The sequence below is a fragment of the Klebsiella sp. JN_Kp126 genome (genome assembly GCF_033843325.1).
GTDB lineage: Bacteria > Pseudomonadota > Gammaproteobacteria > Enterobacterales > Enterobacteriaceae > Klebsiella > Klebsiella michiganensis.
The window spans coordinates 1-17,256 of record NZ_JAWXQV010000071.1 but is presented as its reverse complement, the minus strand read 5'-3'; the positions used below and the strand labels follow the sequence as shown (position 1 = coordinate 17,256).

The following is a 17,256-nucleotide window of genomic DNA, read 5'->3' as shown; positions in this document are numbered from 1 at the left end:
AAACCATGAGCGCTCAGTATGGATTTTTTATCGATTCCGCCCGCTGCACCGGCTGTAAAACCTGCGAGCTGGCCTGCAAGGATTATAAAAACCTCACGCCTGACGTGAGCTTTCGCCGCATCTACGAATACGCGGGCGGCGACTGGCAGAAGGACAACGGCGTGTGGCAGCAAAACGTCTTCGCCTATTACCTGTCCATCGCCTGCAACCACTGCGAAGACCCGGCCTGCACGAAAGTGTGCCCCAGCGGCGCCATGCACAAGCGCGATGACGGCTTTGTGGTGGTGAACGAAGAGGTATGCATCGGCTGTCGCTACTGCCATATGGCCTGCCCGTACGGCGCGCCGCAGTACAACGCGGCAAAGGGCCATATGACCAAATGCGACGGCTGCTATGACCGGGTCGCCGAGGGTAAAAAGCCGATTTGCGTCGAGTCCTGCCCGCTGCGGGCGCTCGACTTTGGTCCCATCGAAGAACTGCGCGAAAAGCACGGTCAGCTTGCCGCCGTCGCCCCGCTGCCGTCCGCGCACTTCACCAGGCCGAGTATCGCGATCAAACCGAACGCCAACGCGCGTCCGTGCGGTGATACCACCGGCTATCTGGCCAATCCGAAGGAGGTGTAAAATGGGAAATGGATGGCATGAATGGCCGCTGGTGCTGTTTACGGTGCTGGGGCAAAGCGTTGCAGGGGCGATAATCGTCAGCGGGCTCGGCTGGCTTTCGCTGAATAATAACTCCGAAGCCCGGCAGCGCCTGGTGCGCTGCATGTTTTTTATCTGGCTGGTCATGGGGATTGGCTTTCTGGCGTCGATTATCCACCTCGGCTCGCCGCTGCGGGCATTTAACTCTCTTACCCGGGTCGGCGCATCGGCGTTAAGTAATGAAATCGCCAGCGGCGCGTTGTTTTTCGCCGTCGGAGGAGTCTGGTGGCTGCTGACGTTTCTCGGCAAAATGCCGGCAATCCTGGCCAAGGCCTGGCTTCTGCTCACCATGCTGCTCGGCTGCCTGTTCGTCCTGGAGATGACCCTGGTCTATCAAATTAATACCGTGCCGACCTGGTATAATGCCTACACCACCGCCGCCTTCTTCCTGACGATGGTGCTGTGCGGGCCGCTTTTCGCCGCCCTGCTGCTGCGGGTAGCCAACGTGCCTTTTAACGGCACGGTCTTCGCGTCGATGAGCGTCCTCGCGCTGCTGGCAAGCCTGGCCGTGGTCATTTTGCAGAACAGCGAACTGGCGGAGATCCGCAGTTCCGTGCAGCAGGCCAGCGCCCTGCTGCCAAACTACGGCTGGCTACAAATCCTGCGTTTAGCATTTTTGGCGCTGGGCCTTGGCTGCTGGATCTGCCCGCTGGCAAGAAAGAAAAACCCGCGCATCGCCAGCCTGCTGCTCGGACTGATACTGGTATTACTCGGCGAGTTTATCGGTCGCGGCCTGTTTTATGGCCTACATATGACCGTCGGTACGGCGATTGCCGGTTAATGAATGGGTGCCGCGGCACCCTCTGCAGTAAGGAATAGATATGATGCAATCGCAAGACCGCGATACCGTCGCACTCAGCGCCCGTACGCTGGGGGCGTTGTTCTCTTATGCTCCGGGCAGCGAGCAGGCTGCTCCGCTGGTTGCCGCCCTGCGCGACGGCAGCTGGCAAAGTCAGTGGCCCAGGCCGGTCGCGAACGGCCTGGCGGCGCAGTTCGCTCTCGAAGACGATGAACCGCTGGCGGACGCCTGGCAGCGGCTGTTCATCGGCCCGTGGGCGCTGCCTGCGCCGCCGTGGGGCTCCGTCTGGCTGGATAAAGAAAGCGTGCTGTTTGGCGACTCTACGCTGGCGCTGCGCGAGTGGATGCGGGCTAACGGCATCGGTTTGTCTGAGCAACGCGCTGAACCGGAAGACCACTTCGGTACGCTGCTACTGCTGGCGGCCTGGCTTTGTGAATCCGGTCAGGATGAGGCATTTAACCAGCTTCTGGCCTGGCATCTTCTCCCGTGGTCGAGCCGCTTTCTGAGCGTGTTTATTGCCGGGGCGGGAAACCCTTTTTATCAGGCTCTTGGTCAGCTGGCGCAAGAAACGCTGACGCGATGGCAGGCACGGCTGCCCTGCGCGGTCGCGGATAAGCCGCTCTACCGCTAATGCCCTGACGTTATGCCCGCCCGCCGGGCATAACGCATTTCGTGACAACGTCACCTTTAGCCTCTTTCGCACTTATCGCTTTTGCGTCTATGCTTATTCCCGGTAAAAATAAGCCCCATTCCCCGTTAACCGAATTCGCTGATGCATCGTCTTCACGCTTATCCTGATGTTCAGGTTATGTTTCGCCGCATGGTTATCGCCATGCTGGTCGGCGTCCTCGCCGCGCTCGCGGTTGCCCTGTTTCGCCATGCGATGACCGGTCTGGAAAGCCTGTTTCTGAGCAATGACAGCGGAAGCCTGGTGAACGCCGCCGAGTCGTTGCCACCATGGCGTCGGTTGCTGACGCCCGCGCTTGGCGGCCTTGCGGCTGGCGCCCTGCTCTGGCTCTGGCAGCGCCGCACCCTTGCGCGGCCCCGTGCGCCAACCGACTATATGGAAGCGCTCGAGACCGGCGACGGCGTGTTTGATACGCCAGCCAGCCTGGTAAAATCGCTGGCCTCTCTGCTGGTGGTGACGACCGGCAGCGCCATCGGTCGCGAGGGGGCGATGATCCTGCTGGCGGCGCTGGCCGCGTCGCTGTTCGCCCGCCGCTTTACGCCAAAAGAAGAGTGGAAGCTATGGGTAGCCTGCGGCGCCGCCGCCGGGATGGCCAGCGCTTACCACGCTCCGCTGGCCGGGAGCCTGTTTATCGCCGAGATCTTATTCGGTACCCTGATGCTGGCGTCGCTTGGCCCGGTGGTGATTGCCGCGGTGGTGGCCCTGCTGCTGACCAATCTGCTGAACGGCGATTCGGCTCCGCTGTATCACGTTGAATTCCACGAAACCCTGAGCGCGACGCACTATGCGCTGATGCTGGCGATGGCGCTGCTGGCCGGGCTTTGCGGGCCGCTGTTTATCTGGCTGATGAGCTATAGCCACCGGTGCTTTGTCCGGCTGCGCCTGTCGCCTCCGTGGCAGCTGGCATTGGGCGGCCTTATCGTCGGTCTGCTGTCGCTGCTCGCGCCGGCCGTCTGGGGAAATGGCTATAGCGTTGTGCAAAGCTATCTTCTTTCGCCGCCGCTCTTCAGCGCCATGATTGTGGTGTTTGTCTGCAAGCTGCTCGCCGTGCTGGCCAGCAGCGGTTCCGGCGCGCCGGGCGGCGTTTTTACACCAACGCTGTTTGTTGGGCTGGGGATCGGCATGCTGTTCGCCAGCCTGGCCGGGCTGTGGCTACCTGATTACCAGGCTATCGCGATAGTGGTTGGCTTAACCGGCATGGCGGCGTTTCTGGCAGCCACCACCCACGCGCCGATTATGTCCACGCTGATGATTTGTGAAATGACCGGACAATACGTTTTACTGCCCGGTTTACTGATTGCCAGCGTACTGGCGTCGGTGCTGTCGCGGACGTTACGCCGGGATTCTATCTACCGCCATCACCTCGCCGAGTATCGATAAGTCGATATACTGGCTCAGTTCACGCTGCTCCGCGCGCGGTAAGTAAGGCAGTTCACCGATCAGCGGCGCCGGCAGCTTTTTGCTCAGCACCTCGATGATTTCAGCATAATGCGCCAGGCCTGGGTTAATCCGGTTGGCCACCCAGCCGATCAGCGGCAGGCCGTCGTTGGCAATCGCCTGCGCGGTCAGCAGAGCATGATTGATACAGCCTTCCTGAATGCCGACGACCATTAACACCGGCAGCTGTTCCTGCACCACCCATTCCGAAAGCGGACGCAGGTCGTTCATCAGGCTGCGCCAGCCGCCGGTACCTTCAACCACCACATGTTCAACCTGGCCGCTGAGGCGCTGGAGACCATCCGACAGCAGTCCGTAGTTGATCGGGCAACTGTGCGCCACGCTGCTTTCATCTTCGCTTAACGCGATGGGATTGACAGCTTCATACGGTAACACCAGCGATGACACGCTCTGTAAGACCAGCGCATCTTTGTTCCGCAGTCCGTCCGGCGTCTCTTTACTGCCCTTCGCCACAGGCTTGTACCCGGCGACGCTTTTGCCGCTGGCAGCCAGTGCCTGCAACAGCGCACGGGAAACCACCGTCTTGCCGACAGCGGTGTCAGTACCTGTTATGAAGAAACGCTTAAACATCACTAACCCCACAGTTATGTTGATGAAATATACGGGAGAGAAATAATCAACTGTGGAAAAAGTCTACGCGATGCTGCCGGAAGCCAGCTTGAGATAGCGCAATTTTTGGTGTGAATATGAAAAAATGTTAACCCTGTAACAGTCGTATCAGCAGCGATCCGTTATAGAGGGCATCCTTTACCAGGGCCGCGCCAGCCATCGTTCCCCGGTTAGAAAACTGGGTGCTTTCCACGGCAATATGTCGGCTGTAGGCTGGTAACGATTGTTGTCGAATACAATCAGATATTGCCGGAAACAGAATATCCGCGGCGAGATTGAAGGGAGAGCCGATAAGGATTTTCTGCGGGTTAAAGAGGTTAACCATAATCGCCAGAATCCGTCCAACGTGGTTCCCGACGCCGCTGATAATGTCCCGCGCCAGTAAATCCCCCTGCAGCGCGGCCTGACATAGCCATTCAACGCTCAGCGGCTGCTGATGCAGCATTGAGCTCATCGACTTCGCCATGCGGATCTGCGCCAGTTCCAGCACGCTCTCCACGCTGGCAATGGTTTCCAGACAGCCATGGTTACCGCAATAGCAGCGTTTACCATACGGGTCGACCTGGGTGTGGCCGATTTCGACCAGACTGCTGCTGCCCGCGTGCAGCAGACGACCGTCGGTGATCACGCCCGCGCCAACGTTATGGTCAATCACCACCTGAATCACATCTCGCGCTCCCCGGGAGGCGCCAAACAGCGATTCGGCCATGGTCCAGGCGCTGATATCGTGCTGAATGTAAACCGATACGCCGGTATGATTGGCTAAGATTTCGCCCAGCGGCATGTCCTTAACGTCTTCATAAAACGGCATCCGGTGGATGATACCGTGCTCGGTATCGATGATCCCCGGCATGGTGACGGCGATGGCGGTTAAACGCTCCAGCTTCTTTTGGTGACGAATAAAGAACTGGTCAACCTGATCGAGCAGCCGGCTCGCGAAGGGCTGAACGTGCTGTAACGCCAGTTCCAGCTGCTCTTCCACAACCAGCGCGCTGCTTAAATCCCGTAGCGCGAGGTGGATCTCGCCGCGGCTGATGCGGATAGAGAGGTAGTGCCAGGCTTCGGTTTCCACCATCAAGCCAACGGCAGGCCTTCCCCGGCTCCCTGGCTCCTGGATTTCCGTCTCCTGGACCAGATGCGCTTCCAGCATTTCGCGGACGATTTTGGTGATGCTGGCAGGGGCCAGCTGCGCGAAGCGCGAGAGGTCGATGCGCGACACCGGGCCAAGCTGATCAATCAGGCGATAAACCGCGCCCGCGTTGGTCTGCTTAATTTGATCGATATGGCCTGGCTGACTGTCCGCTACCACCGTTGACTCCCTTTATTTTCGCGCTTCGAAATAAACTGATGGCTATGGTGAAGCACTTCAACGGTACTCGTCAAATTTTTGCTTAGCCTTGTGATTTACCGCACATTTTTAGCCGTTATTTGTCCTAAATGTCTCATGTGGCGCTGGCAAGCAGCGATTCACGAAAACGCCGGGCCGCTTGCCCCTGTTCGTGATGCTTCGACCACACCAGCCACATTTCCGACACCGCGTCCTGCTCTTCGATCGGCAGCCAGCACATTTCCAACAGCTGGACCCGCCTGAAGGACGCCGGTAAAATCGACACGCCAAGACCGGCGGCCACCAGGCCGATAATCGTCATTGCCTCCCCCACCTCCTGGGTGATGGCTGGCGTCAGGTCGTAGCGGCGCATCAAGCCCAGAATGTCGTCATACAGCCCGGTACCCACATGGGGATCGAAAAACACGAACGGCTCCCGCGCCAGTTCCCGCAGGCTTACGCGCGGCTTGCTGGCCAGCGGATGATCGCGGGGCACCATCGCCAGCAGCGGTTCGCGCAGCACTCTTTCCCAGACCAGGGTATCCGGCAGCTGGGTATTACGCATCAGTCCCAGATCCAGCGCGCCCTCGTTCAGCGGCACAATCTGCTCGCGCGTGTTGGTTTCCCGCGTCTGAATATGCACATCGGGATAGCGGCGGCGAAAGGTCGACAGCGTGTCGGAAACCGCCTTGATAAAGGGGGCCGATGAGGTAAATCCAATGCGCAGCTCGCCGGTTTCGCCGTGGTGAAGCCGAGCCGCGCGCGCGGCAGCATCATCGACCTGCGAGAGGATCTGCCGGCTATCGGCGAGAAACTGCCTCCCGGCTTCGGTCAGGCTGACGCTGCGATTAGTACGAGCAAACAGACGCGCGCCAATTTGCTGTTCAAGGATTTGAATCTGCTGGCTAAGCGGCGGCTGAGAGATATTTAACCGCGCCGCCGCATGGCCAAAATGGAGCTCTTCCGCCACGGCAATAAAATAGCGCAGATGGCGCAGTTCAATATTCATATTTAAAACGTCTTATTTGAGATTATTAATATATTAGACAGAATATTTACATTTTCATACCCTGAATAAGTGGCCATTGCGGTCACTTAACTCTCTGTATATCAGCAAGGATTTTTCCGTGAGTCGTACAACTACCGTTGACACCGCCCCGGCAAACGACGTCAGCGACATCATCGCTCCTCAGCCAAACCAGTTTATCAAACGCGGTACTCCGCAATTTATTCGCGTCACTCTCGCCCTCTTTTCTGCCGGACTGGCGACGTTCGCGCTGCTTTATTGCGTCCAGCCGATCCTCCCGGTGCTCTCCAGTGAATTTGGCGTCTCGCCGGCCAGCAGTAGTATCTCGCTGTCGATTTCCACGGCGATGCTGGCGGTCGGCCTGCTGTTTACCGGTCCGCTGTCCGACGCTATTGGCCGCAAACAGGTGATGGTTACCGCGCTGGTGCTGGCCTCCTGCTGCTCACTGCTGTCGACGATGATGTCCAGCTGGCATGGGATCCTGATGATGCGCGCCCTGATCGGCCTGTCGCTGAGCGGCGTGGCGGCGGTCGGCATGACCTATCTGAGCGAAGAGATTCACCCCAGCGTGGTGGCGTTCTCAATGGGTCTTTATATCAGCGGAAACTCCATTGGCGGCATGAGCGGCCGTCTGCTGACGGGGGTATTTACCGATTTCTTCGGCTGGCGGATAGCGCTGGCGGTCATTAGCGGCTTCGCGCTGGCGGCCGCGCTGATGTTCTGGCGCATCCTGCCGGAATCGCGCCACTTCCGTCCAACCTCGCTGCGGCCAAAATCGCTGCTGATCAACTTCCGCCTGCACTGGCGCGATCGCGGGCTGCCGCTGCTGTTTCTTGAGGGTTTCTTGTTAATGGGGTCATTCGTGACGCTGTTTAACTATATCGGCTACCGCCTGATGCTTTCGCCGTGGTCCCTCAGCCAGACGGTCGTTGGCCTGCTATCGGTGGCCTATTTGACCGGTACCTGGAGTTCGCCGAAAGCCGGGGCCATGACCGTTCGCTACGGTCGCGGCCCGGTGCTGCTGTTCTCGACTGCGGTGATGCTCGGTGGCCTGCTGCTGACCCTGTTCTCGTCGCTGTGGCTGATTTTTATCGGCATGCTGCTGTTTTCCGCGGGTTTCTTCGCGGCCCACTCGGTGGCCAGCAGCTGGATTGGCCCGCGCGCGCGTCGTGCCCGCGGCCAGGCGTCATCGCTCTATTTATTCAGCTACTATCTGGGTTCTAGCATGGCGGGGACGTTAGGCGGCGTATTCTGGCATAACTACGGCTGGAACGGCGTAGGTGGGTTTATCGCGCTGATGCTGCTGGCGGCGCTGCTCACCGGCGCGTGTTTACACAAGCGACTGAAATAACGCAGATTAACGTGGCCTGAAACGGGCCACGCTCTTCACCACATCCCCAGTACCGACGACATTCCCAACAGTTCTCTAACGGCATCGACGGAAAGCAGTGCTATAAACAGCCAGGTAAACGGATTCATAATCCACCTCGCATCGGCGGCCTGTGCCTGCATTAAGTTTAGCCGTAGTTCAGAGAAAGCGTCTGCTACTTTACGCACATCTGGATTATTTCGAGCCAAACATAAAATACGCAATCGATTAATCACTACATTATGCTGATGCTTGCGTCGAGCGGGCAAGCCGACGCTGTGGGCAATTTCCCATTAACGTCGGGGTGATTTATGTCGAAAGCGCCCGCATCCCTCGACCCCACCGGCGGATCGCGATAGTGTAGGCCCACGAAAAAGCTTTTGTTCACTTGCCACCGTCAGAGTGTAAACATGACCGAAAATAAAAATTATCATCAGCTTACCCGAACCTTCCAGCGACTCTCCCGCTTCTCGCATCTTTCCGCCATCGCCGGCTGGGATATGTTCGCCATGATGCCCCCCGGCGGCAGCGCGGCCCGCGGCGAAGCGCTGGCCGAGCTTGGCGTTTTGCAGCATCAGATCCTGACCGATAAAAAAGTGGGTGAATGGCTGCAGAATGCGCTTCAGGAAGAGCTAAATGATGTGGAACAGGCCAACCTGCGCGAAATGACCCGCCAGTACGAACAGGCGGCGCTGCTGCCGGAAAGCCTGGTGGAAGCGAAATCGCTGGCGGGTAGCCGCTGCGAGCACGCCTGGCGTAGCCAGCGTCCGGCGAACGACTGGCAGGGTTTTGCCGAGAACCTGCGTGACGTCGTCAAACTGAGTCGCGAAGAGGCGCAGATTCGGGCTGCGGCAAAAGGCGGTTCCCGCTACGACGCGCTGCTGGATATTTTTGAACCCGATATGACCAGCGCCCGTCTTGACGTACTGTTCGCGGACCTGAAATCCTGGCTTCCTTCGCTGCTGGAGAAGGTGGTTGAGAAGCAGGCGCAAACGCCGCTCATCGAACCTCAAGGGCCGTTTCCGATTGCCGACCAGCGCGAGCTGGGGCTGGAGGCGATGCGCGTGCTGGGATTTGATTTTGACGGCGGACGCCTGGATATCAGCGCCCACCCGTTCTGTGGCGGCGTGCCCCAGGACGTCCGTATCACCACGCGCTACAACGAAAACGACCTGCTCAGCGCGCTGTTTGGCGTCATTCACGAAACCGGCCACGCGCGCTATGAACAAAACCTGCCGCGCAACTGGCTCGATCAGCCCATTGCCCTCGCCCGCTCCACGGCGATCCATGAATCGCAAAGCCTGTTTTTCGAGATGCAGCTTGGCCGTAGCGACGCCTTCCTGCAGCGCCTGCTGCCAACGGTACGCCAGTACTTTGGTGAACAGCCGGCCTTTAGCCACGAAAACTTCATCGCATGGAATCAGCGCGTCAAGCCAGGTTTTATCCGCGTCGACGCTGACGAAGTGAGCTATCCGGCACACGTTATTCTGCGCTACGAAATTGAACGCGCGCTGATTGATGGCGATATTGAGGTCGAGGATATTCCGGCGCTGTGGGATGAAAAAATGCAGCACTGGCTGGGACTTTCCACCCTCGGCAACTATCGCGACGGCTGTATGCAGGATATCCACTGGACCGACGGCGGTTTTGGCTATTTCCCTTCCTACACGCTTGGCGCGATGTACGCCGCTCAGCTGATGGCTTCCGCCAGACGGGCGCTGCCGCAGTTGGAAAGCGATATCGCCAACGGTAACTTCAGCGCCCTGTTTGACTGGCTGCGGCAAAATATCTGGCAGCACGGTAGCCGTTTTACCACCTCGCAGCTGATTCAGCATGCAACCGGAGAAGACCTTAACAGCGACTATTTCCGCCAGCACCTTACCTCGCGTTATCTGTAAATCACCGGCGTCGGGCCGCGCCCGACGCCGTGTCCCATCGTTGTAGCAGCGCGTTGTACATATGGTTACACGCCGATACCAAACACTCACGGAAACCTCGATAAGACAGGCATATAGTTCTTTCAACGGCCCCGCAGTGGGGTTGAAACAAGAAACCTTTTCGAGGATATCAGAATGAAAAAAGTATTAGCTCTGGTCGTTGCCGCTGCAATGGGTCTGTCTTCTGTTGCTTTCGCTGCCGATGCTGCCACCACCACGACTCCGGCGCCGGCTGCTGCAACTCACAGCACCACCGCTAAAGCGACCCACCACAAGAAACACCATACCGCCGCTGCGAAACCGGCTGCTGAGCAGAAAGCACAGGCTGCGAAAAAGCACAAAAAAGCAGCCGCTAAACCCGCTGCCACCCAGAAAGCGCAGGCCGCTAAAAAGCACAAAAAAGCAGAAGCTAAACCGGCTGCCACCCAGAAAGCTCAGGCCGCTAAGAAACACAAAAAAGCCGCTGCTAAACCAGTAGCTCAGAAAGCACAGGCAGCGAAAAAACACCACAAAACCACCAAACATCATACCGCTAAACCAGCTGCACAACCGGCTGCTTAATCTCCCGGGTTAAGCGATGTGATATGATATCGGCGCTGGCTTCAGCGCCGTTTTTTTCTGGAGAGCACCATGCTGCGGCGCTATCGTTTTGAGCTCATCCTGATCCTGCTGATTATCTGCGCGCTGGTCGCCAGCCGTTTTTTTCTTTACTAAACCTATTGCTGCCACAGGTTGTCGCCGAGACCGTCGTCAAACGTTTGACGTAACGCGCCGTTAGCCAACGACGAACCGCCAGAATATCAAGCGAAAGCACGCTCCGGTCGATACGCACCCACACCGCCGTCAACAGCCCCAGACAGCAGCCGATACCGTCGGCGATATGAATAGACTGCGAAAAAAAGAGAATATCGTTGGGGTCGCTTAATGCGGTCGCCAAACCTGCCATCACCCCGCTACGCTTTGTTGTCACCTGCTGCGCAACGGCACCTTCACGCAACATTACCGGCAGCGTTAGCGCCCGGAAGAGAAAATGTAAGGGACGAAGATTTTGCTGACGAGAACACCGGCGGCCTGCCCGGGGATTTATCTATCAATCAAACGCCGGAACGGGCGGCGCTGGCCGCAAAACGCGCTCAGCCCGCCGCTTAAACCTGCCTGGTTCCACCACGGTGAGGCCGCGGATTAAAGAACGTGAACCGCCGTCACCAGCAGATAGCCCGTCGCGCCCCAAATCATTGCTGATACCAGCGAAACGTAAACCAATGCGCGAATACCTTGTTTAGACATAAATCCTCCCGTACATCGGGTGTTTGACATTGCAGATATCATCGCCGGGATAACATCTCTGTTTGCTCAACAAGGTGATAGCAATAACAACGTTTTCGGTGAGAAAATGTTTCGCTTTGAAAGTAAGTGATAAACAGGTAAAGAAGTCCGATTTTCCTGTGAAGATATCTCTTTTTTTGCGTGATATTGGCCGTTTTCGCCATTAACTGCCTTGAGAAAAAGCTGAACCGCAAATCCTTTATTCGGCACCCGCCTGTTGTACGTTCGGATACACGATTTATGTTGCTTCCGCTGCCCTTTTCTGCGGAAATAACGCCGCAGGAAAATGGCGTTAACATATTGAATTCACGCCATTCATCCGTAAGCGACTGGCGTTTTTTGCTGATTTCGCCTGCCGCCTGGCTTAATTAAAATTATTCTTAACTTTCATAAACTTAAATCTGCTGCTACTTTCAATATACATAATTATCTCCCCAGAGAGTGATATGCGTAGAGACGTCCTGTTATTACTGTGTTCAATTTCCCTGTTTCCAGCGCTGGTCCAGGCCGACGATGATGGCATGAGTGCAAAAGATATTAAGACGCTGTTTTTTGGTCACGACGACCGAAAACCGGTCAGCAACCCCACGGACGATCCCTGGGATGCGATTGGGCAACTGGAAACCGCCAGCGGTAATCTCTGTACCGCCACGCTTATCGCCCCCAATCTGGCGCTCACCGCCGGGCACTGCCTGCTCACGCCGCCCAAAGGCAAACCGGATAAACCCGTCGCGCTGCGTTTTATCTCGCGTAAAGGCGGCTGGGTGTACGAAATTCACGGTATTGAAGGCCGCGTAGATCCTTCGCTGGGGAAACGGCTTAAGGCGGACGGCGATGGCTGGATAGTTCCCAGCGCCGCGGCGCCGTGGGATTTTGGCCTTATCGTGCTGCGCTACGCCCCTTCCGGCATTACGCCGGTGCCGATTTTTAGCGGCAGCAAAGCCGATCTGACCGCCGCGCTAAAAACCGCAGAACGAAAAGTGACTCAGGCTGGCTATCCGGAAGATCATCTGGATAATCTCTATACCCACCAGGATTGCGTAGTCACCGGCTGGGCGCAGACATCGGTGCTCTCTCATCAGTGCGATACGCTGCCGGGGGATAGCGGCTCGCCGCTGCTGCTGAAAACCGACGACGGCTGGCAGGTGATTGCGGTGCAGAGTTCGGCGCCTGGACCAAAAGATCGCTGGCGGGCGGACAACCGCGCCATCTCCGTCACTGGCTTTCGCGATAAGCTTGAAGCGCTGGCTGCCCAGTAAGCGGTCAGCCTTGCTGCTGGCGCAGCTGCAATAACGACGCGACGGGCATCGGCTCGCTGAAGAAGAAACCCTGCAATCTGTCGCATCCCGCCCGCCGCAGCAGCGCCAGCTGTTGCTGATTCTCAACGCCCTCCGCCACTACCGTGATGCCTAACGCTCCGGCAATACGGACGGTCCCGCGCACCAGCTCCGCCGCCTGGGTATCCACATCCACCAGCCCGGCCAGGGACTTGTCGATTTTAAGACTGTCGAAGCTGAAGCTGCGTAAATAGCCGATGCTGGAATAGCCGGTGCCAAAATCATCGAGCGCCACCGCGATGCCAAGCGCCCTTAAATTCTCAATGGCCGTCTTCGCCCGCTCGGGATTCTCCAGAACGTAGCTCTCCGTGACTTCGAGCTGTAACCGACGGGCCGGGAAATGACAGCGGCCCAGCACCTGCACCACCCGCGACTCAAACTCCGGATCGCGGAACTGCGCCGGGGAGATATTCACCGACAGCAGCAGATCGTCCAGTGGCTGCAGTTCGCTACAGGCGCGTTCAAGCACAAACTGGCCAAGCGCGTAGATCAAACCACTACTTTCGGCGATACCGATAAACGCATCCGGCGGCAGCGCCCCCTGAGGACGCCGCGGCCAGCGCAGCAGCGCTTCCACGCCTTCCATAACCAGCGTATCGGCGTTGACAATCGGCTGATACCAGACATCAAACTCTTCGTTCTCCAGTCCCTGACGAATGCCATTTTCGATATTCAGCTGATACTGCCGCGCGTCGCTGAGCGCTTCGTCATACCAGGTCGTGCGCCCTTTGCCGGTTTTCTTCGAATGGTACATGGCAATATCAGCGCGGCGAAAAAGCTCGGTGCTGGAGCAGCTTGCCGGGAGGCCGCTGGCGATACCGATACTGGCGCTGATATAAATTTTTCGCTCGTTGAGGATAACGGGCGCTTTTAACAGTTCCAGTACCGCCCAGGCAAAAGCCAGCGCCTGATTTACCGCCTGTTCGCCGCTTACCGTCATCGCGAACTCATCGCCGCCCATACGCGCCAGCATCCCTTCAGGCGGAACGCGCTCCCGAAGTTCTTTAGCGATATGAATAATCAGCGCATCGCCAACGTCATGGCCGTAGTTATCATTAACATCCTTAAAGCCGTCGAGATCGATAAATACCACGCTTTGCATTTGGTGTTGGGAGGTTTCGCACACCTGGTTAAGGCGTTCGATCAGCGCCCGTCGGTTTGGCAGGCGGCTCAGCCAGTCGGTCATGGCACTGTCGCGCGCCAGCTTTTCGCCGCGCGCCAGCTTGTAAAGCCCGAGGTAGCTGAAGAGAATAAACAGCAGGATCAGCCCAGCCGCCACGGCGGCAATCAGCCGCATACTGTCGGAGGCCGCCCGCGCGGCTTCCGCGCCGGGAAGCCCCGGCTGCCAGCTCAGGTAACCCACGATCTCCCCGGCCTGGGTGCGCAGCGGAATACTGTATTCACCGCCGCCTGGCGTGACGTGCAGGTTGCGAATCTGAAACGTGTCGCCCAGGCGCTCAAGCATTTGCGAGTTGATATGGCGGGTGATCACCAGATAGCGACGCGTATCATCATGCACCTGTAGCCGCCCTGCCGTCGGGCGAATCAGGCCAATACCAATAAACGCAATACCGGCGCGGGTTCGCGTGATGCCGGCATAAGCGCTTTTACCGCTGCGCAGCGCGGCGGCATGCTGCGAGATAAGCGCACGAAAACCGTTGCCGAGGAATTGGGTATCCTGCTCGGTAAAGCTCTCACTGCGAAACGATCCCCACAGCACCCGATAGTGCTGGTCGAGTATGAAAGTGCCGTCATAGAGATTATTGATTTTAAAACCCGATCCCCATGAGTTGTAGAGCCATTGCGGATCGAGCCTGTCGGCATAGGTCTGATGCACCGCATCATCCCAGATAGCGTTATCCATCACCAGCGACAGCACGCGGTTCACCGAGGTCTGCACCGCCCCATCCACCGATAGCACGGAACGATGCTTATCAATTTCGTTTGCTTTCAGGCCGATCAGGTGTTGGGTGAGATAAAGGAGCGAAACAATGGACACGATTAAGCCGATCCCGGCAAGGACAATCATGATGGACAGCGTTCTGGCGGAGGGAATATTGCGCCAGCCTGGCAAATGAATCATGTTCTGCCCTCATATCGGCCGGCAGCAAAATACGCCGAACTGGCTCTTTTTTAAGCGTAATACAGAGAGCAGAATTTGCCGCCCGCATTCACAGGCGGCATCATATCAGGCGAGTTTAATTAACACCATGCCGACCACCAGCAGAAGCAGACCGGCCCAGCCTTTATGATTCAGCCGCTGGCCAAACAGTACCCAGCCGGCGGCAATGGTCGCCGCGATACCGAAACCGCCCCACAGCGCATAGGCCACCGACAGGTCAATTCCTTTGACCGCCTGCGAAAGCGCGCTAAAGGCGCCCAGGACCGCCGCCAGCGACATAATGCCGTAGAATTTACGTCGAAAGCCGTCGGAAAATTTCAGAAAAACGTTGGCCAAAATTTCCAGCGCAATCGCCAGCGCCAGCCAGGCGGCGTGGACCCACTCAAACTGTTGCATGCGCTTTCTCCTTGCCCGGCTTCACCGCTTTCTGCGTCCCCGATTTAATCAAAACAATCCCGGCGACCAGGGTCACCAGGCCGGCGATTTTTATCGTCGACAGCGTCTCATCAAACAGCAGGACGCTGAAGATAGTGATCAGTAAAATGCCGATCCCCTCCCAGAGGGCATAGGCCACGCCGAGGGCGATTTTTTTCACCGCGAAAGCCAGAAAAATATAAGAAAGCGCGATCATGACCAGCATTAAAATAAAACCAGTATGGCCGCCGCTTACGCTTGCCCATTTCATCGACAACGTGCCGGTAATTTCAGCAACGATAGCTAAAGCTAATAAAATCCAATAAAACATGATCCCTTCTCCTGCTTGAGAATATAATCCATGGCGGCTTACAGAGAAGTAAACCGGAAAAATTCTGACGTTAAATTAGCCGTGCGCAGCGCGCCAGCTCAGGCAGAGAGAAGAAGACTAAAGCGCCGAGCGCCAGTGCTGCTCGCCGAGAAAGCGGGAGTGAGAGAGGGATACTGCAGGGTGAAAAGAAATATACATCCTGAACTGATTGTCCATAAAATTACAATTATCCGCGGTATTGCTTCTCGTCATTTGCGGATCAAAATTGTCCTCTGTAGTTATACACACGCAGATTTGTACCATAACGCCACATTTAACTCAAAGTCTTTGCAGTTCTTTACCTCTGGTATTTGATTTGGATTAGTTTTTTCCGATCGCAATCACCATTATGATATCGTTCCGGCCATTATTGATTAATTGGTCGTTTTTTTTCATTTTAGCGGACGCGACGCGCTGAGACGCCGACTTTGCCAACGTCTACAATGACTCACATTAGACCCCATTTTTTCTCTCGCAGGGAGCGGTATGGCCAAACCCATCATCACGCTTAACGGCTTAAAAATAGTCATCATGCTCGGCATGCTGGTTATCATCCTGACAGGCATTCGCTTCGCGGCGGATATTATCGTTCCTTTTGTTCTGGCGATCTTTCTGGCGGTGGTGATAAACCCGCTGGTTCAGCTCATGGTGCGCTGCCGGGTACCGCGGGTGCTGGCTATTTCGCTCCTGGTCGGCGTGATTGTCCTGCTGGCCGTTGTGCTGCTGGCCTCGCTCGGCACGTCGCTTAACGAGCTTGCGCGCACCCTGCCGCAGTACCGTAATTATCTCTATGAACCGATGCAGACCGTTGCGCCCTGGCTACAGCGCTTCGGCTTTACCGTGTCGGTGGTGGAGCTGAACAAGTATATTGACCCCAACGCGGTGATGACGCTGGTGACCGGCCTGCTCACCCAGCTTTCCAACGCGATGTCCTCTATCTTCCTGCTGCTGCTGACGGTGGTCTTTATGCTGCTGGAAGTGCCGCAGCTTCCCGCGAAGCTGCAGCAGCTGATGTCGCGGCCGGTGGAGGGAATGGGCGCGATTCAGCGCGCGCTGGATAGCGTCTCCCACTACCTGGTGTTAAAAACCGCCATCAGCCTGGTGACCGGCCTGGTGGTCTGGGGAATGCTGGTGCTGCTGGACGTCCGCTTTGCTTTTATGTGGGGACTGCTGGCCTTTGCGCTCAACTACATTCCCAACATTGGTTCGGTGCTCGCGGCGATCCCGCCGATCCTGCAGGTGCTGGTGTTTGGCGGTCTGTACGAAGCGCTGGTGGTCCTGGCAGGCTATCTGGTGATTAACCTGGTGTTCGGCAATATTCTTGAACCGCGCATTATGGGCCGCGGGCTGGGGCTGTCGACGCTGGTGGTCTTCCTGTCATTGATCTTCTGGGGCTGGCTGCTGGGCCCGGTGGGTATGCTACTCTCGGTACCGTTGACGATTATCGTCAAAATCGCCCTCGAACAGACGGTGGCCGGGCAAAGTATTGCCTTTCTGCTGAGTGATTTGAGTAAAAACTAACGCCATTGCGCACGCTTCCCCGGAGGCGATGCTGACGCATCTGTCCGGGCTACCGGCCCGCAGACGACCCTTAACCTGTAGCCCGGGCAGGCGCTTTGCGCCGCCCCCGGGAGCAGAGCGCGGAGCCGCTGAACTTCCCCGGAGGCGATGCGGCGCATCTGTCCGGGCTACCGGCCCGCAGACGACCCTTAACCTTTAGCCCGGGCAGGCGCTTTGCGCCGCCCCCGGGAGCAGAGCGCGGAGCCGCTGAA

The 17,256-nt window shown here is 57.3% G+C and carries 17 protein-coding genes; 9 read left to right on the top strand and 8 right to left on the bottom strand.

Going from position 1 to position 17,256, the window contains the following annotated elements:
- Positions 1-5 precede the first annotated feature (5 nt).
- From SIK97_RS16410 to clcB, 4 genes are all read left to right on the top strand, one after another.
- Complete coding sequence (locus SIK97_RS16410; protein ID WP_057173488.1) at positions 6-623, top strand: DMSO/selenate family reductase complex B subunit; 618 nt, start codon at positions 6-8, stop codon at positions 621-623.
- Between the two features lies 1 nt (position 624).
- Positions 625-1,482: a DmsC/YnfH family molybdoenzyme membrane anchor subunit gene (locus SIK97_RS16405; RefSeq protein ID WP_025105783.1), complete on the top strand. Its 858-nt coding sequence runs from the start codon at positions 625-627 to the stop codon at positions 1,480-1,482.
- A 40-nt stretch (positions 1,483-1,522) separates the two neighbouring features.
- Positions 1,523-2,131 carry a Tat proofreading chaperone DmsD gene (gene dmsD / locus SIK97_RS16400; protein WP_057173487.1) on the top strand — a complete coding sequence of 203 codons (609 nt, stop codon included), beginning with the start codon at positions 1,523-1,525 and terminating at the stop codon, positions 2,129-2,131.
- Between the two features lie 141 nt (positions 2,132-2,272).
- Entirely contained in the window at positions 2,273-3,568 is a 1,296-nt protein-coding gene (clcB, locus tag SIK97_RS16395) for a voltage-gated ClC-type chloride channel ClcB (RefSeq protein WP_047723739.1), read from the top strand.
- Here clcB and bioD read toward each other — a convergent pair.
- The 3 genes from bioD to SIK97_RS16380 all read right to left on the bottom strand — a co-directional run bounded on the left by bioD (position 3,521) and on the right by SIK97_RS16380 (position 6,591).
- Entirely contained in the window at positions 3,521-4,216 is a 696-nt protein-coding gene (bioD, locus tag SIK97_RS16390; protein WP_004851267.1) for a dethiobiotin synthase, read from the bottom strand. The genes clcB and bioD overlap by 48 nt on opposite strands.
- Positions 4,217-4,343: 127 nt before the next feature.
- Complete coding sequence (gene mlc, locus SIK97_RS16385) at positions 4,344-5,564, bottom strand: sugar metabolism global transcriptional regulator Mlc (protein WP_014229533.1); 1,221 nt, start codon at positions 5,562-5,564, stop codon at positions 4,344-4,346.
- Between the two features lie 133 nt (positions 5,565-5,697).
- On the bottom strand, positions 5,698-6,591 hold the full coding sequence (locus SIK97_RS16380) for a LysR family transcriptional regulator (protein ID WP_025105786.1): 894 nt from the start codon (positions 6,589-6,591) through the stop codon (positions 5,698-5,700).
- Positions 6,592-6,709: 118 nt separating this feature from the next.
- On the opposite strand from SIK97_RS16380, the gene SIK97_RS16375 reads away from it, so the two are divergent.
- Positions 6,710-7,960, top strand: a complete 1,251-nt coding sequence (locus SIK97_RS16375) for an MFS transporter (RefSeq protein ID WP_032748989.1) — start codon at positions 6,710-6,712, stop codon at positions 7,958-7,960.
- Positions 7,961-7,995: 35 nt separating this feature from the next.
- Here the strand turns inward: SIK97_RS16375 and SIK97_RS16370 are convergent, their stop codons facing one another.
- Positions 7,996-8,088 (bottom strand): KPN_01571 family protein, encoded by a 93-nt coding sequence (locus tag SIK97_RS16370; protein WP_004851273.1) that lies wholly within the window; start codon positions 8,086-8,088, stop codon positions 7,996-7,998.
- A 300-nt stretch (positions 8,089-8,388) separates the two neighbouring features.
- Here SIK97_RS16370 and SIK97_RS16365 point away from each other — a divergent pair, with 300 nt between their 5' ends.
- Both SIK97_RS16365 and asr read left to right on the top strand, forming a co-directional pair.
- Positions 8,389-9,876 (top strand): carboxypeptidase M32, encoded by a 1,488-nt coding sequence (locus SIK97_RS16365; protein ID WP_032748987.1) that lies wholly within the window; start codon positions 8,389-8,391, stop codon positions 9,874-9,876.
- Between the two features lie 174 nt (positions 9,877-10,050).
- Positions 10,051-10,476, top strand: a complete 426-nt coding sequence (asr, locus tag SIK97_RS16360) for an acid resistance repetitive basic protein Asr (protein WP_009654716.1) — start codon at positions 10,051-10,053, stop codon at positions 10,474-10,476.
- A gap of 112 nt (positions 10,477-10,588) precedes the next feature.
- Here asr and SIK97_RS16355 read toward each other — a convergent pair whose 3' ends face one another.
- The gene (locus SIK97_RS16355; protein WP_223852501.1) at positions 10,589-10,915 is read right to left on the bottom strand and encodes a hypothetical protein; all 327 of its coding nucleotides are present in this window, start codon (positions 10,913-10,915) and stop codon (positions 10,589-10,591) included.
- A 772-nt stretch (positions 10,916-11,687) separates the two neighbouring features.
- Between SIK97_RS16355 and SIK97_RS16350 the strand changes: the two genes are divergently transcribed.
- Entirely contained in the window at positions 11,688-12,500 is an 813-nt protein-coding gene (locus SIK97_RS16350; protein WP_032748986.1) for a trypsin-like serine peptidase, read from the top strand.
- A 4-nt stretch (positions 12,501-12,504) separates the two neighbouring features.
- On the opposite strand, the gene SIK97_RS16345 is transcribed toward SIK97_RS16350, so the two are convergent.
- From SIK97_RS16345 to mdtJ, 3 genes are all read right to left on the bottom strand, one after another.
- On the bottom strand, positions 12,505-14,661 hold the full coding sequence (locus tag SIK97_RS16345) for a putative bifunctional diguanylate cyclase/phosphodiesterase (RefSeq protein WP_032748985.1): 2,157 nt from the start codon (positions 14,659-14,661) through the stop codon (positions 12,505-12,507).
- 105 nt (positions 14,662-14,766) lie between these two features.
- Positions 14,767-15,096, bottom strand: coding sequence for a multidrug/spermidine efflux SMR transporter subunit MdtI (gene mdtI / locus SIK97_RS16340; RefSeq protein WP_004851284.1), 330 nt, complete (start codon positions 15,094-15,096; stop codon positions 14,767-14,769).
- A complete protein-coding gene (gene mdtJ, locus SIK97_RS16335; protein ID WP_004851286.1) occupies positions 15,083-15,445 on the bottom strand; it encodes a multidrug/spermidine efflux SMR transporter subunit MdtJ in 363 nt (120 codons plus the stop codon). Before mdtJ ends, mdtI begins: the two co-directional genes overlap by 14 nt.
- A 525-nt stretch (positions 15,446-15,970) precedes the next feature.
- Between mdtJ and SIK97_RS16330 the strand changes: the two genes are divergently transcribed.
- Positions 15,971-17,005 carry an AI-2E family transporter gene (locus SIK97_RS16330; RefSeq protein WP_004119683.1) on the top strand — a complete coding sequence of 345 codons (1,035 nt, stop codon included), beginning with the start codon at positions 15,971-15,973 and terminating at the stop codon, positions 17,003-17,005.
- Positions 17,006-17,256: the final 251 nt, after the last annotated feature.

Coding starts and splice junctions, on each gene's coding strand:
- mdtJ (WP_004851286.1), bottom strand. CDS start 15,445: ATGTTTTATTGGATTTTATTAGCTTTAGCTATCGTTGCTGAAATTACC.
- SIK97_RS16355 (WP_223852501.1), bottom strand. CDS start 10,915: ATGTTGCGTGAAGGTGCCGTTGCGCAGCAGGTGACAACAAAGCGTAGC.
- SIK97_RS16380 (WP_025105786.1), bottom strand. CDS start 6,591: ATGAATATTGAACTGCGCCATCTGCGCTATTTTATTGCCGTGGCGGAA.
- SIK97_RS16405 (WP_025105783.1), top strand. CDS start 625: ATGGGAAATGGATGGCATGAATGGCCGCTGGTGCTGTTTACGGTGCTG.
- clcB (WP_047723739.1), top strand. CDS start 2,273: ATGCATCGTCTTCACGCTTATCCTGATGTTCAGGTTATGTTTCGCCGC.
- bioD (WP_004851267.1), bottom strand. CDS start 4,216: ATGTTTAAGCGTTTCTTCATAACAGGTACTGACACCGCTGTCGGCAAG.
- SIK97_RS16410 (WP_057173488.1), top strand. CDS start 6: ATGAGCGCTCAGTATGGATTTTTTATCGATTCCGCCCGCTGCACCGGC.
- SIK97_RS16350 (WP_032748986.1), top strand. CDS start 11,688: ATGCGTAGAGACGTCCTGTTATTACTGTGTTCAATTTCCCTGTTTCCA.
- mdtI (WP_004851284.1), bottom strand. CDS start 15,096: ATGCAACAGTTTGAGTGGGTCCACGCCGCCTGGCTGGCGCTGGCGATT.
- asr (WP_009654716.1), top strand. CDS start 10,051: ATGAAAAAAGTATTAGCTCTGGTCGTTGCCGCTGCAATGGGTCTGTCT.
- SIK97_RS16345 (WP_032748985.1), bottom strand. CDS start 14,661: ATGATTCATTTGCCAGGCTGGCGCAATATTCCCTCCGCCAGAACGCTG.
- SIK97_RS16330 (WP_004119683.1), top strand. CDS start 15,971: ATGGCCAAACCCATCATCACGCTTAACGGCTTAAAAATAGTCATCATG.
- SIK97_RS16370 (WP_004851273.1), bottom strand. CDS start 8,088: ATGAATCCGTTTACCTGGCTGTTTATAGCACTGCTTTCCGTCGATGCC.
- SIK97_RS16365 (WP_032748987.1), top strand. CDS start 8,389: ATGACCGAAAATAAAAATTATCATCAGCTTACCCGAACCTTCCAGCGA.
- dmsD (WP_057173487.1), top strand. CDS start 1,523: ATGATGCAATCGCAAGACCGCGATACCGTCGCACTCAGCGCCCGTACG.